At 68.4% G+C, this 13198-nt stretch carries 14 protein-coding genes and 2 pseudogenes; 10 read left to right on the top strand and 6 right to left on the bottom strand.

Going from position 1 to position 13198, the window contains the following annotated elements:
• Position 1: 1 nt before the first annotated feature.
• Positions 2-925, top strand: a complete 924-nt coding sequence (locus tag RIU97_RS13810) for a helix-turn-helix transcriptional regulator (RefSeq protein ID WP_404956623.1) — start codon at positions 2-4, stop codon at positions 923-925.
• A 70-nt stretch (positions 926-995) separates the two neighbouring features.
• Here the strand turns inward: RIU97_RS13810 and RIU97_RS13805 are convergent, their stop codons facing one another.
• From RIU97_RS13805 to RIU97_RS13790, 4 genes are all read right to left on the bottom strand, one after another.
• Positions 996-1568: a Clp protease N-terminal domain-containing protein gene (locus RIU97_RS13805; protein WP_404956621.1), complete on the bottom strand. Its 573-nt coding sequence runs from the start codon at positions 1566-1568 to the stop codon at positions 996-998.
• On the bottom strand, positions 1568-1777 hold the full coding sequence (locus RIU97_RS13800; protein WP_030013034.1) for a helix-turn-helix domain-containing protein: 210 nt from the start codon (positions 1775-1777) through the stop codon (positions 1568-1570). The genes RIU97_RS13805 and RIU97_RS13800 overlap by 1 nt, the downstream gene beginning before the upstream one ends.
• Positions 1778-1835: 58 nt before the next feature.
• Positions 1836-2798, bottom strand: coding sequence for a zinc-binding dehydrogenase (locus tag RIU97_RS13795; RefSeq protein WP_404956618.1), 963 nt, complete (start codon positions 2796-2798; stop codon positions 1836-1838).
• Between the two features lie 491 nt (positions 2799-3289).
• Positions 3290-4492 (bottom strand): NADP-dependent malic enzyme, encoded by a 1203-nt coding sequence (locus RIU97_RS13790; RefSeq protein WP_404956616.1) that lies wholly within the window; start codon positions 4490-4492, stop codon positions 3290-3292.
• Between the two features lie 526 nt (positions 4493-5018).
• Between RIU97_RS13790 and RIU97_RS13785 the strand changes: the two genes are divergently transcribed.
• The 3 genes from RIU97_RS13785 to RIU97_RS13775 are packed head-to-tail and all read left to right on the top strand — an operon-like array spanning position 5019 to position 7726.
• A complete protein-coding gene (locus RIU97_RS13785) occupies positions 5019-5981 on the top strand; it encodes an ABC transporter substrate-binding protein (protein WP_404956614.1) in 963 nt (320 codons plus the stop codon).
• A 39-nt stretch (positions 5982-6020) separates the two neighbouring features.
• Entirely contained in the window at positions 6021-6962 is a 942-nt protein-coding gene (locus RIU97_RS13780) for an amino acid ABC transporter permease (RefSeq protein WP_404956612.1), read from the top strand.
• A complete protein-coding gene (locus tag RIU97_RS13775; protein ID WP_404956610.1) occupies positions 6962-7726 on the top strand; it encodes an amino acid ABC transporter ATP-binding protein in 765 nt (254 codons plus the stop codon). Before RIU97_RS13780 ends, RIU97_RS13775 begins: the two co-directional genes overlap by 1 nt.
• 99 nt (positions 7727-7825) lie before the next feature.
• Here RIU97_RS13775 and RIU97_RS13770 read toward each other — a convergent pair.
• Positions 7826-7930, bottom strand: a pseudogene (locus tag RIU97_RS13770) (SAM-dependent methyltransferase); the annotation flags it as partial.
• A gap of 100 nt (positions 7931-8030) precedes the next feature.
• Here RIU97_RS13770 and RIU97_RS13765 point away from each other — a divergent pair.
• Both RIU97_RS13765 and RIU97_RS13760 read left to right on the top strand, forming a co-directional pair.
• Positions 8031-8972: a recombinase zinc beta ribbon domain-containing protein gene (locus RIU97_RS13765; RefSeq protein WP_404962835.1), complete on the top strand. Its 942-nt coding sequence runs from the start codon at positions 8031-8033 to the stop codon at positions 8970-8972.
• Positions 8973-9059: 87 nt separating this feature from the next.
• Entirely contained in the window at positions 9060-9530 is a 471-nt protein-coding gene (locus RIU97_RS13760; protein ID WP_404956608.1) for an HNH endonuclease, read from the top strand.
• Between the two features lie 156 nt (positions 9531-9686).
• Here RIU97_RS13760 and RIU97_RS13755 read toward each other — a convergent pair whose 3' ends face one another.
• A complete protein-coding gene (locus RIU97_RS13755) occupies positions 9687-10262 on the bottom strand; it encodes a hypothetical protein (protein ID WP_404956606.1) in 576 nt (191 codons plus the stop codon).
• 155 nt (positions 10263-10417) lie between these two features.
• Between RIU97_RS13755 and RIU97_RS13750 the strand changes: the two genes are divergently transcribed.
• From RIU97_RS13750 to RIU97_RS13735, 4 genes and pseudogenes are all read left to right on the top strand, one after another.
• Positions 10418-10588 (top strand): HNH endonuclease, encoded by a 171-nt coding sequence (locus tag RIU97_RS13750; RefSeq protein ID WP_404956604.1) that lies wholly within the window; start codon positions 10418-10420, stop codon positions 10586-10588.
• 831 nt (positions 10589-11419) lie between these two features.
• A complete protein-coding gene (locus RIU97_RS13745; RefSeq protein WP_404956602.1) occupies positions 11420-11611 on the top strand; it encodes a hypothetical protein in 192 nt (63 codons plus the stop codon).
• A 111-nt stretch (positions 11612-11722) separates the two neighbouring features.
• Positions 11723-12049: pseudogene (locus RIU97_RS13740) on the top strand (DUF6879 family protein); the annotation flags it as partial.
• Positions 12046-12891, top strand: a complete 846-nt coding sequence (locus RIU97_RS13735; protein ID WP_404956600.1) for a helix-turn-helix domain-containing protein — start codon at positions 12046-12048, stop codon at positions 12889-12891. The pseudogene RIU97_RS13740 and the gene RIU97_RS13735, both read left to right, overlap by 4 nt.
• Positions 12892-13198: the final 307 nt, after the last annotated feature.

Raw genomic sequence — 13198 nt, 5'->3', positions numbered from 1 at the left:
CATGCCGCCCGTCTTCGCCCACGGCCGCCTCCGCCTCTACCTCCTCAAGCTGCTGGACGAAGCCCCGCGCCACGGGTACGAGGTGATCCGGCTGCTGGAGGAGCGCTTCCAGGGCCTGTACGCCCCCTCCGCGGGCACCGTGTACCCGCGGCTGGCCAAGCTGGAGGCCGAGGGCCTCGTCACGTACGCCACCGAGGGCGGGCGCAAGGTGTACTCCATCACCGAGGCGGGCCGCGCCGAGCTGGCCGACCGCAGCGGCGAACTCGCCGACCTGGAGCTGGAGATCCGCGACTCGGTCACCGAACTGGCCGCTGAGATCCGCAACGACGTCCGGGGCGCGGCGGGTGACCTGCGGCGCGAGATGCGGGCGGCGGCCTCGGCGTCCGCGACCCAGGTCGAGGACGAGTCCTGGAAGGCGGCCAAGGAGGAGCTGCGCAGGGCGAGGCAGGAATGGAAGGAACAGGCGCGCCGGGCGAAGGACGAGAGCCGCCGGGCCCGCGAGGAGGCGCAGCAGGCCCGCCGCCAGGCCAAGGAGGCCCAGGAGCGGGCCCGCGAGGAGGTCCAGCGCATCGCGGTCCAGCTGCAGGAGCAGTTCGCCAAGTCCGGTGGCGTGCTGGGCAGTCTGGCGGGTGCGTGGCTCGGGGGCGGTGGGACGCAGGCCGGGCCCGAGGCCCAGCCTGCCGCCGGGCCGTCGGCCCCGGCGGCGGACGCCGGGGCCGATGCCGCCGTCGATGCGGACTGGGCCGAGGACCTGGCGCCCAGCGGTGATCCGGCGCGTGACCTGGACCGGCTGCTGGACCGCTTCCGCGACGAGGTGCGGGATGCTGCGCGGGACCATGGGGTGAGCTCGGCGCAGGTGGCCGAGGTTCGTGCGGGGCTGGCGGCTGCGGCTGCTCGGCTGAGGGCGACGCTGCGGGCCGGGTAGGGGGCTCCGCCCCCGAGCCACCGCGCCTCAAACGCCGGCGGGGCTGGGTTGTGCGGCAGGGCTGGATCTGTCAGGCGGCCAGGCCTGTTTCGGCTGTTCCGTAGGTGATGCCGTGGTCCGTCAGGACCTCGGAGACCGTGCCGGGGCGGGAGAGGAGGGCCAGCAGGAGGTGCAGGGTGCCGATGTGGTTGTCCTTGCGGCCCAGGGCGATGCGGAGGGACTGTTCCAGGACCTTCTTCGAGCCCTCCGTGAAGGGGACCCGGTAGCTGCCGGCGCGGTCGTCCGGCTCGGCGCGGCCGAGGGCCGAGCGGAGCGAGGCGCGCAGGGTCCGCCTGCGCGGCGCGGGCGCCGCGAGCGCGCCCTGGCCGTGGGTCTCCTCGATGCGGGAGACGATCTCGGTGAGGTCGATGCCGAGTCCGGCCAGCGCCTCCTCGTCCGCCCGGGACATGCCGCCCCGGCGGCGGGCCGCCGCCAGGTCGGCGGCCACGGCCGCGCGGTCGACCCCCAGCCGGTCCAAGGCCCCCCGGTCCATCAGGGAGAGCAGCAGGTGCTCCTCGGTGACGGTGGCGGCCCCGGCCCGCCGGGCCTCGGTCACCGCCCCCGTCACGGTGTTCCGGGCGTCGGTCGTGAAGCGTTCGAACATCAAAGCCTCCCGTACTTCTTGTGCACGGCCTGCCGGCTGACGCCCAGCTCGGCCGCGATCTCCTGCCAGGACCACCCCTGCGCGCGGGCACTGCGTACCTGTACCGCCTCCAGCTGCTCCAGCAGCCTGCGGAGGGCGGCCACGGCACGCAGACCCACGCGCGGGTCGCGGTCACCGGCCCGCTCGGCGAGATCGGTTGCTTCCGTCATGTCTGTCAATTTAGGTTGACGCGGGAGGGGTTGTCAACCTTCATTGACGCACGCGGGCCTACGGGTTGAGGACGATCTTCCCGAAGAGGTCACCCGCCGCGAGCTTCTCGAAGCCCTCGCGCGCCCGGTCCAGCGGCAGCACCTCGTCGATGACCGGCCGGAGCCCGGTCGTGGCGCAGAACGACAGCAGGTCCTCCAGCTCGTCCTTCGAGCCCATGGTCGAGCCGACCACCTTCAGCTCCAGGAAGAAGATCCGGGTCAGCTCGGCGTGCGCCGGGCGGTCGCCGCTCGTGGCGCCGGAGATCACCAGGGTGCCGCCGGGGCGCAGGGACTTCACCGAGTGGGACCAGGTGGCCGCGCCCACCGTCTCGATCACCGCGTCCACCCGCTGCGGCAGCCGCGCGCCCGGCTCGTACACCTCCACCGCGCCCAGCTCCACGGCCCGCTTGCGCTTGGCCTCGTCCCGGCTGGTGGCGAAGACCCGTAGGCCCGCCGCCTTGCCGAGGGCGATCGCGGCGGTCGCCACCCCGCCGCCGGCGCCCTGGACGAGCACGGAGTCCCCGGGGCGGACCCCGGCGTTGGTGAACAGCATCCGGTACGCCGTCAGCCAGGCCGTCGGCAGGCAGGCGGCCTCCTCGAAGGTCAGCTCGGCGGGCTTGCGCAGGACGTTCCACGCGGGGACGGTCACCTGCTCGGCGAAGGTCCCCTGGTAGCGCTCGGTCAGGATCGAACGGGGCTCGTCGGGGCCGACCCCGTGGCCGCTCTGGCCGATCACGGAGTGCAGGACGACCTCGTTGCCGTCCTGGTCGATCCCGGCGGCGTCGCAGCCGAGGATCATCGGGAGTCTTTCCTCGCCGAGGCCCACCCCGCGCAGCGACCACAGGTCGTGGTGGTTGAGGGAGGCGGCCTTGACGTTCACGGTCACCCAGCCGGGACGGGCCTCCGGTGCCGGGCGGTCGCCCAGTACAAGGCCGTTCAGCGGCTGGTCACGGTCGATTCGGGCGGCGTAGGCAGCGAACATGCCGCGACGCTACCGCTCGGTAGCCTCCCGGATCCACCCCCCGCCCCGGCGGGGGAGCGCGCCTGCCCACCCTGGCGCCTGGGTGCGCCGTGCACCCAAGGGCAGGTCCTCATGGGGCACTTGGACGAGAACGACCCGCGAGGGGCTGCCTCTTCGGGTGGCGAGGGTCACTGGGAGAAGCCGGAGTGGGGCGCCGCAGACGGTCCCGTGGCGGCGGTGCTGCTCGCCGGGACGGCGCCGCGGAGCCGCCTGATCATGGAGTACCCGGCGCGCCGCCCGGCCCTGGAGGTGCACTGCACGGAGCTGGTCGACGCCGTGATGGGCGGCACGGGTGCCACCTACGGGGTGAAGCCTCCGTGGCCGCCCTGTTCCTGGCCGCGCTCCCGGCCCGGGCGGGGCCCGCCCAGACCTGGCGACCCGCGGCCCGGCAAAAGGATGGGCCCGGCCGGATCGCTCCGGCCGGGCCCCTGCCCGTACAGCTCGCGCGGCGGTCAGGCCAGGCGGGCCACGCCGTCGGCCTTCGCGGCGGCGGCGACGGCCGTGGCGACGGCCTCCGCGACGCGCTCGTCGAACGGCGACGGGATCACGTAGTCGGCGGCGAGCTCGTCACCCACGACACCGGCGATGGCGTCGGCGGCGGCGATCTTCATGCCCTCGGTGATCCGGGTGGCGCGCACCTTGAGGGCACCCGCGAAGATGCCCGGGAACGCCAGCACGTTGTTGATCTGGTTCGGGAAGTCCGAGCGGCCCGTGGCCACGACCGCCGCGTACTTGTGCGCGACGTCCGGGTGGACCTCCGGGTTCGGGTTGGCCATGGCGAAGACGAAGGCGTCCTTCGCCATCGAGGCCACCGCCTCCTCAGGGACGGTACCGCCGGAGACGCCGATGAAGACGTCCGCGCCGGCGAGGGCCCGCTCCAGCGAACCGGTCTGGCCGGTCTTGTTGGTCAGGCCCGCGATCTCCGCCTTGACGTCCGTCAGGTCGGAACGGTCCGCCGACACGACGCCCTTGCGGTCGGTGACGCAGACGTCGCCGATGCCCGCGTCCACCAGGATCTTGGCGATGGCGATGCCCGCCGCGCCCGCGCCCGAGATCACCGCGCGCAGGTCGCCGAGGGTGCGACCCGTGAGCTTCGCGGCGTTGCGCAGCGCGGCCAGCGTCACGATGGCCGTGCCGTGCTGGTCGTCGTGGAAGATCGGGATGTCCAGCGCCTCCTGGAGGCGCCGCTCGATCTCGAAGCAGCGGGGGGCCGAGATGTCCTCCAGGTTGACCCCGCCGAAGGACGGAGCGAGCCGGATGACCGTCTCGATGATCTCGTCCGTGTCCTTGGTGGCGAGCGCGATCGGAACCGCGTCCACCCCACCGAACTGCTTGAAGAGAATGGCCTTGCCCTCCATGACGGGGAGGGAGGCCTCGGGGCCGATGTCACCGAGTCCGAGCACGGCCGTGCCGTCGGTGACGACGGCGACCACGTTGGACTTCCAGGTGTACTCGTTCACCAGCTCCGGCTGCTCGGCGATGGCGCTGCACACCTTCGCCACGCCGGGCGTGTACGCAAGGGACAGGTCGTCCTTGTCGTTGACGGGAACCGTGGCCTGGATGGCCATCTTGCCGCCCCGGTGCAGCGCGAACACCGCGTCCGGGTTGTTGTCCGTGACGCTGTCACTGCGAGGGTTGATGATCTCCGCTGCCACTGTGTGTGACCCCTTAAGTCCTTTGAATCGTTGAGGGTGGCCACTCCTGGTTAAGGGGTGGGCGGGCACCGCGTCCGTACTCCGCATCGACGGTTGGCCCGTCTCCACGGAGGGGAGGTTCGTACGCGCGGGCGCGCCGCACGCGCGCCCTGAGCCCCGGATGAGGGGTGTAAGGATCTGTTCTACCCGAAGAACGCTCGCCCAGACGAGTCGATTCCCGCTCAATCGTAGGTCGCTTGCCCCGCTTTTGGCGAAAAGTCCAAACCTTGATGTCCGATGGGCGAGACGCTCCGTAGAAACTGCGGTGAAAAGGCCAGGTCACGGCAGGTTCTGCGGTCTCGAACCCCGTTGTCCGCAGTCCTGTTGGGTCACCCCCACCGCCCGTTATGCGATTTTGACCTGACGGGCACCCTGAATGTCTCGGTCCGAATGGCAAGATGCCGTAATCACACGAGGTCGCGACACTCGATGGTGCGTGCCCGACCGTTTTTCGATGCTTTTCCACCACTGCCGGAGGAACCAAGCCATGACCGCTAGCACCACCCGTCGTACGACCGCCGCACGGTCCCGGATCGCCGCGGTCGGCGCGATCGCGGTCGCGGGCGCCCTGATCCTCACCGGTTGTGGTGACCAGACCGACAAGGCCTCCACCAGCCCGTCGGGTGCGGCGAACAACAGCAGCGCTCCGCTCTTCTCGAAGCTCCCGAAGAAGATCCAGGACGCCGGTGTCATCAAGGTCGGCACCGACGCGACCTACGCGCCGATGGAGTTCACCGAGGGTGGCAAGATCGTCGGCGTCGACCCCGACATCGCGGCGGCCCTGAGCAAGCAGCTCGGCGTGCAGTTCAAGTTCGAGTCCGGCACCTTCGACACCCTGATCGGCAGCATGCAGACGGGTCGCAGCGACCTGGTCATGTCCTCGCTCACCGACACCAAGGCCCGTCAGGAGGGCCTGGACGACAAGGGCGCCAAGACCGGTGCCGGTGTCGACTTCGTCGACTACTTCTCCGCCTCGACCGGCATCCTGGTCAAGAAGGGCAACCCCCAGGGCATCAAGACCCTCGACGACCTGTGCGGCAAGACGGTCGCCGTGCAGCGCGGCACCACGTACGAGGAGTCGGCCAAGACCCTGGCCGAGAAGTGCAAGACGGACGGCAAGGGCGAGCTCAAGATCGAGTCCTTCCCGACCGACGCCGAGGCCCAGACCCGCGTGAAGGCCGGCGGCGCCGCCGCGGACCTGAACGACTCCCCGGTCGCCGCGTACATCGCGCAGACCGCCGGCGGCGGCAACGACTTCGAGGCCATCGCCAACCCGACCGACGCCGGCCTCTTCGGCATCGCGGTGGACAAGAAGAACACCGAGCTGCGCGACGCGCTCAAGGAAGCCCTCGACGCGGTCATCAAGGACGGCACCTACAAGGCCGCCCTCGACAAGTGGAACGCGGGCTCCGGCGCCGTGACCGAGGCCAAGATCAACGCCGGTTCCTGACCTCCGCGTACCACCGCAGCACACTGAAGGGCAGTCACTGTGACTGACAAGCTCGACAAGGTCCCGGGCCCGGCGGACACCCCGCCGGCCGGGGCCGTACCCCCCGAGGCGATCCGCGCCATTCCGGTCCGCCACTACGGCCGCTGGATCAGCGCCGTGGTCGTCATCGGCCTGGTCGTGGCGCTCGCGATGGCCTTCTCGCAGGGCAACGTGCGCTGGGCGACCGTCCCGGAGAAGCTGTTCGACCCCACCATCCTCCGTGGTGTCGGCAACACGATCTGGATCAGCGTCGCCTCGATGGCCCTGGGCCTGGTGCTCGGTGTCCTCTTCGCCGTCATGCGCCTCTCGAAGAACCCGGTGACCAGCACCATCGCCTGGTTCTACATCTGGCTGTTCCGCGGCACCCCGGTGTACGTGCAGCTCCTCATCTGGTTCAACCTCGCCCTGATCTTCCCGATCCTGAACCTCGGGTTCTACAAGGACGAGATGACCCAGGTCATGACCCCCTTCCTGGCCGCCCTGCTGGGCCTCGGCCTCAACGAGGGCGCGTACATGGCGGAGATCGTCCGGGCCGGCATCCAGTCGGTCGACGAGGGCCAGACCGAGGCCTCGCACGCGCTCGGCATGACCCGGCTGCAGACCATGCGCCGTGTCGTTCTGCCGCAGGCCATGCGGGTGATCGTGCCGCCGTCGGGCAACGAGTTCATCAACATGCTCAAGACCTCGTCGCTCGTCGTGGCCGTGCAGTACTTCGACCTGCTGCGCGCGGCCCAGGACATCGCGTCCACGTCGTTCGCGGTGATGGAGATGTTCTTCGTCGCCTCGATCTGGTACCTCGCCCTGACCAGCGTGTTCAGCGTCGGCCAGTACTACCTGGAGCGCCGCTACGCCCGTGGCGCGCTCCGCTCGCTGCCGCCCACGCCGCTGCAGAAGATCAAGGCGAAACTGTCCACCTTCTCGAACCGCAAGGCGGTGGCCTGATGACGACTGCCATGGTGAAGGCCGAGGGCGTCCACAAGTCCTACGGTGCGGCGCACATCCTCAAGGGCATCGACCTGGAGGTCGCCCCGCGTGAGGTCTTCTGCCTCGTCGGCCCGTCCGGCTCCGGCAAGTCGACCTTCCTGCGGTGCATCAACCACCTGGAGCAGGTCAACGCCGGACGGCTGTACGTCGACGGGGACCTCGTCGGCTACCGCCAGAAGGGCGACAAGCTCTACGAGCTGAAGGACAGCGAGGTCGCGGCCCAGCGCCGGGACATCGGCATGGTCTTCCAGCGCTTCAACCTCTTCCCGCACATGACGGCCATCGAGAACGTCATGGAAGCCCCGGTCATGGTCAAGGGCGAGTCCAAGGCGGTGGCGCGCGAGCGCGCCATCAAGCTGCTGGACCGCGTGGGCCTCGGCGACAAGGGCGGGAACTACCCCAGCCAGCTCTCCGGCGGCCAGCAGCAGCGCGTGGCGATCGCCCGTGCGCTCGCCATGGAGCCGAAGCTGATGCTCTTCGACGAGCCCACCTCGGCGCTCGACCCGGAGCTGGTGGGCGACGTCCTCGACGTCATGCGGGACCTGGCCGAATCGGGCATGACCATGATCGTGGTCACGCACGAGATGGGCTTCGCCCGCGAGGTCGGCGACAACCTCGTCTTCATGGACGGCGGTGTGGTCGTCGAGTCGGGCAACCCGCGCGACGTGCTGGGCAACCCGCAGCACGACCGTACGAAGGCGTTCCTGTCCAAGGTGCTCTAGCGCTCCGGCGCTCCGGCGCTCGGGTGCCCCGGTCGCACCGGCGGACAGGTGAGGGGCGGTACGGGATTCCCGTACCGCCCCTCACACGTGCTCACGTCCCTACTTCAGACCTAGGACCAGCGCGTCCGAGGGGGAGCGCCAGACGGTACGGGCCTCCGCGAAGCCCGCTCCGAGCAGGGTGGCGGTGTGCCGGGCCTCGGGCGGGGTCGTACTGAACACTGCCTACACGGTCCACGAGTCCGGCCGTCTGCTGATCACGTACGGTCACGAGGGTCCGTGGAACCTGGACGACCCCAACGACGAGATGCGCCTGTCCATGGAGTCCTTCGGGGCCCAGATGGAACTGCGCGCCATCCAGAAGCGCAACCGGGACGAGACCAAGCGTGCCCGTGCGGCCGGACAGCCCAAGCAGAAGAACCGGTACGGGTATCAGTTCGTCCGCCTGCACCCCATGAGCAAGGTCGATCACGTGGAGCTGGACCCGGTGGCCGCGCTGATCATCCGGGACGTGGCGCAACGCATCCTCGCCGACGAGACGGGCATGGTGACCGTCCACACGGAAGCCGTCCGGCTCAATCGTGCGGGGGTGCTGTCTCCTGCGGATCACCGATCGGTCATGTACGGGCGGCAGCCCAAGGGGACGCTGTGGAACCCGAAGGCGATCAAGCGGATGCTGATCAGCGAGGCGTCAGTGGGGTGCCTGATGTACGACGAGCGTCCGGTGATCGGCCCGGACGGTCACGCCGTGCGCATCGCTCCGGCGCTGTGGGACCACGCGACCCGAGACGCCTTGATCGCGAAGGCGGCTGCGAAGCGGACGGGTGCACGTGCCCCGAAGGGCGAACACCTGCTGTCCGGTCTGGCGTTTTGCGGCACCTGCGGTCATCGACTGTGGGTGGCGTCCCGCCACAAGCAGAACAACGCGTACGGCTGCACGGCGCGTGTCCGGGGCATCCCGGCGTCGGCCCACTGCAAGCCCGCCCCCACGATGTCCATTCCGATGCTGGATGAACTGGTCACCGAGTGGTTCCTGGTCAAGTACGGATCTCACGACGTCCGGCGCAAGGAGTTCGACCCCGGTACCGGGTACGCGGCACGCGGAGATCGAGGCCGACCGTACGCGGCTCCGTGGAGACCGTCAGGCGGGCCTGTACGAGTCGGAAGAGGACACGGAGTGGTTCCGGACCGAGTACGCCCGGATGACGCGGGAGATCGCCGAACTGGAGGGTGCCGAAAGGGGTTGTAAGCGCGTGTGGTCCCCACCCTGTCCGGACCGGCCGAGCCGGCGAGGACATCGAGCACCAGGACTAGGACGAGCACCTGGCGGTGACGCATGACGAGCTGTATCGACTGCACCGAGCCCGCTACACACCGCGGACGCTGCCACACGCACCACCAGGACTACGAGCGTCGTCCCGTTGTCCGCACCCGGCGGTCACGGAGCCGGCGACGAGCGGCCCGGTACGACGTTGCTGCACGGCTCCGCAGACGGGTGCATGCACGGAGCTCGGCCTGGTGCGACTGGTGCCTGGAAACGTACGGCTCCGATGACGTGGACGTGGATCATGTGCGCCCGCTGTCCCTTGGTGGCGAGGACACAGACGGCAACGTGCAGGTGCTGTGCCGTGACTGCCATCACTCAAGCCCGCGACGGAGTTCGGACCAACACGCAGGGACAGGGACTAATGCAGCCCCCGCCCCGGCGTCTCATGCCTACGGCTTGTCGACTTCCCTTCGCTGGCGGATCCGTTCCCGTTCCACCTCGCGCTGCCGCTGCCACTCCTGCAAGAGCTCTTTGCGGTGAGTGGAGGTCTGCGGCCAAACGGCGCGGACGAAGCTACGGACTCCGAACACGACGATTCCGAGCGTTACAACAGTCAAAACAGCCCACCAAGGGGCAGTATCCGGCAGGGAAAACATGATTCTTAAACCTTCCGACCATGCATGGTCAGCGGGTCACTCAGGCAGCTAGTACGACGCTCCCCAGCGTGCTGCGGCGATGCCCGCCCCGGTTGGTGTTCACGGGGAAGGCAGGGTTCGGCCCTCGGGGCGCAATCTGCGGTGTGGCATCGATCGGGATGGGCTTCCACATCGGCACGTCATCGGGCGCAGTACGGCTCAAGAGACGCGAGAGAAGCACGAGCAGGACTCGCGCGAGCATCTGGAGGAGTTCATCCCTCAACTCGGCGAGGGCGGCAAGGAACTCCCGTGCTGCTTCCCGCCGTTCATTGTTGCTCTTGGCGAAGCGCAGGCCCCAGGCGGCACGCCATAGACGCTTACAGGCTCGGCTCTGAGTGCTCTTGCACTCAACGATGATCACTTGTTCGCCATCGGCCCACACGAAGTCCGGCTCATCTTTGGCAAGAGCAGGGAGACTCGCCCACTTCGCTACCGCCGTGAAGAGTTGCTCGAACTTTGCACGGGTCGCGGGATCAGACAACACCTCACTCAGCCGCTCTGCCTGACCGAGTTCCGCATCGGTCAGTGGGCCGGCTACTCCGGGGCGGTAGCTCTGCTGATCGGCCTCTTCCATCACACCCCCCTCCATCGTTCCCCTGACTGTACCGGGCTCGGCTGACACGCCGTGGAGCTGAGCGAAGTTTGCCTATTGAACTCTCAAGGCGGCGATCCCCATGCCTAGACGACCCCGCCCCCCGTGCTCGGTACCCGGGTGCCCCGAGCTGACCGCCCGTGGTGGCCGCTGGGGACGTGGACCATGTGCGCCCGCTGTCCCTCGGTGGCGAGGACTTAGACGGCAACATGCACGTGCTGTGCCACGACTGCCACCAGCTCAAGACGAGCACCGAGTTCGGACCAGAACGCCGCGACATGAGACCGGCTAGCGGCTCGTCCACCAGGTGATTCCGGCTCCTGCGGCCGTTGATATGGCAGTGACCAGCCAACCCGGAATGCGCTGGATCGTGATGTGCACGGGGCCACAGCGGATATCGATCTGTGGAACCGGGCGCGGCTCTTGGGCACGCGGACTTGGCACTGTCTCTCCTGCCATTGGGTGTGTCTCTATCGCTCCCATGTGTAGGGGGTGGCGTTCGTGGCTCACCACATAGCGCGGGGTGGCGGAGGTAGAGCGAATAGACAGAAATTTCATTGATGGATGCACTTAAAAGGCCCTGTACTCGCGAGGATCCGCCATGCCCAGACGGCCCCGCCCCCCGTGCTCGGTACCCGGGTGCCCCGAGCTGACCGCCCGTGGTGGCCGCTGTGCCGCTCATGAGCGTGAGGCGACTGCACAGCGGGTCACGCCAGGGACGAGCGCGTACGGCCCTCGATGGCCTTACATCCGGTGCGCGTATCTGTACCGGAACCCGTGGTGCGTGCTGTGCGGGAAGCCCGCGACGGTTGCCGACCACTTCCCCGAGTCGCGCCGTTCGCTGCTGGCTCGGGGTGTTGCCGATCCGGACGTTGCCTCTTGTCTGCGTCCGCTGTGCACGTCGTGCCACAGCAGGGAGACCGCGAGGCATCAGCCGGGTGGATTCGCTGCGGAAGCGCGGTCACGGCGTGAATCGCTGGAGCGTCCGCCGTTCTGACCCAGGGGGGTGCCCCCTGCCCCTCCCGAGGCCGCACGGCAGGGAGGCAAAAAACTCGCATGGCTCATTAGAGCTTTCTTGTGGAGCGACACCGAGTTCACGGTTTCGCTCCTTTTCTGTATTCGTGTCATTGTTGGAGAATGCAATGACGCTCACTCTGTCCGAATCCGCCAAGCTCTCGCAGGATCAGTTGCGGCGAGGTGTCATCGAGGCGTTCGTTCAGGAATCGCCGATCCTGGATCGTCTTCCGCTATTGAAGATCGGTTCTTCGATGCGCTGGACACGCTGGCCGCACGTGTCCGCGGCATCAACGGTGCCCACGGCGCGCTCTACATGAACGCCGATATCCGAGCCAAGATCGCGTCAGGGTTCCGCCGGCTCGGTGGTTCCGAACTACTGACGTCCGAGATCGCCGGTAAGCGTGCCGTGATGTGGAACGGGATCCCGATGCTCGCGAGTACGGATCGTGGACAACCCGCCGACCACCGGTCAGAAATATCTGTTGGCTTGTGCCCGCACCAACGTCGCAGCCGGCGAGGACATCCGGCATCTGTGGCGGGACGACGCCGAGCGATACGGGGTCAACCTGTCGGACTTCTGGCTCTTCGACTCGCGCACCGTGGCGCGTTTCCACTTCGACGGTGAGCGCACCATCGGAATGGAGCTGATCACTGACCCGGCGGAGGTGCTGCGCGCCTGCCAGGTGCGGGATGCTGCTTGGCATCATGCAGTCCCGTACCGGGACTTCACGACTCAGGTACCGTCCGCTGAGTGAGTACGGACTTTCAGCAAGGCCGGGTGTCCCTCGGCGCGCGCCTGCGGGAGCTGCGCGCCGAGGGTGGGCTCACGGGCCGAGAACTGGCCGACCGGCTCGCCTGGGCGCAGTCCAAGGTCAGCAAGCTGGAGAACGGAAAACAGACACCGACCGTCGCCGATCTCAAGGCGTGGGCCGAGGGCACCGGAAACCCGGAAGCGACCGGTGAACTGGTCGGACGGCTGCGCGGGCTGGAGACGCAGTACCGATCCTGGCGCAGGCAATTGGCGGGAGGCTATCGGGCCGTGCAGGAGGCGCACTGGGCTCAAGCCCGAAGGACGCACTCCCGGCGTAGCTTCGACCCTTCACTGATACCCGGCCTGTTGCAGACGGCGGACTATGCGCGTGCTGTCCTGACGCGGTACTCCGCCATCCATAGCGCCCCCCGGGACATCGAAGCCGCTGTGCAGGCACGCATGGGCAGACAAGACATCCTCACGGACCAGCACCGATCGTTCCACTTCCTTGTCTGGGAGGGGGCTCTCCGCGCCCGTCCTTGTTCGCCGGTCGTGCTCGCGGCACAGCTCGAACGGATCGTAGGAAAGCTCGGAGCAGGAAATGTAAGGGTCGGGATCGTGCCGTTCGAGGCGGAGATGAACGTGCCCGCGGGTGTCGGATTCTCCGTCCATGACGACTCCCTCGTGATCACGGAAACGTGGCACGCCGAGATGTGGCTGGACGACCCGGAAGACGTTGCCCTGCACGTCCGCGCGTGGGAAGCGTTGGAGAGGAACGCGCTCTACGGCGCCGAGGCACATCGTGCCCTGATGCGGGCCATGCAGTCGGTCAGCTCACGAGAATAACCGCGAATACACCCCTACCTGCATCGCTTGCCTTCCCTAGCGTTCTGACACACGGAATCAGAGGCGAGGGGTGGGACGGTGAGCCGAGACAGTACGGATACCACCGGGCGCAGTGCCATGACGCTGCGTGTATCTCGGGACGGCGGACGGACATACGGTCCGAAGATCATCGTGGCGCGCGATCCGGAGGAGCCGCCGCCCGCGAGCACCACCGAACCCCGCTGCGTCTGTCGGCGATGCGAGGGCCCGTGATGGCCGCGCGTTCGGTACTCCGGTTCGCCCGCTTCCGCATGCGCCGCCACCCTTC

It is taken from the genome of Streptomyces sp. 147326 (assembly GCF_045000215.1).
Classification (GTDB): domain Bacteria; phylum Actinomycetota; class Actinomycetes; order Streptomycetales; family Streptomycetaceae; genus Streptomyces.
Note: the sequence above shows the minus strand (reverse complement) of the source record. Positions and strands in the feature narration are given on the sequence as shown.

Excerpts from the sequence above, each read along its gene's own strand:
- RIU97_RS13745 (WP_404956602.1), top strand. The coding sequence starts at position 11,420 with ATGACGCTCACTCTGTCCGAATCCGCCAAGCTCTCGCAGGATCAGTTG.
- RIU97_RS13795 (WP_404956618.1), bottom strand. The coding sequence starts at position 2,798 with ATGTTCGCTGCCTACGCCGCCCGAATCGACCGTGACCAGCCGCTGAAC.
- RIU97_RS13810 (WP_404956623.1), top strand. The coding sequence starts at position 2 with ATGCCGCCCGTCTTCGCCCACGGCCGCCTCCGCCTCTACCTCCTCAAG.
- RIU97_RS13785 (WP_404956614.1), top strand. The coding sequence starts at position 5,019 with ATGACCGCTAGCACCACCCGTCGTACGACCGCCGCACGGTCCCGGATC.
- RIU97_RS13805 (WP_404956621.1), bottom strand. The coding sequence starts at position 1,568 with ATGTTCGAACGCTTCACGACCGACGCCCGGAACACCGTGACGGGGGCG.
- RIU97_RS13775 (WP_404956610.1), top strand. The coding sequence starts at position 6,962 with ATGACGACTGCCATGGTGAAGGCCGAGGGCGTCCACAAGTCCTACGGT.
- RIU97_RS13765 (WP_404962835.1), top strand. The coding sequence starts at position 8,031 with ATGCGCCTGTCCATGGAGTCCTTCGGGGCCCAGATGGAACTGCGCGCC.
- RIU97_RS13760 (WP_404956608.1), top strand. The coding sequence starts at position 9,060 with ATGACGAGCTGTATCGACTGCACCGAGCCCGCTACACACCGCGGACGC.
- RIU97_RS13800 (WP_030013034.1), bottom strand. The coding sequence starts at position 1,777 with ATGACGGAAGCAACCGATCTCGCCGAGCGGGCCGGTGACCGCGACCCG.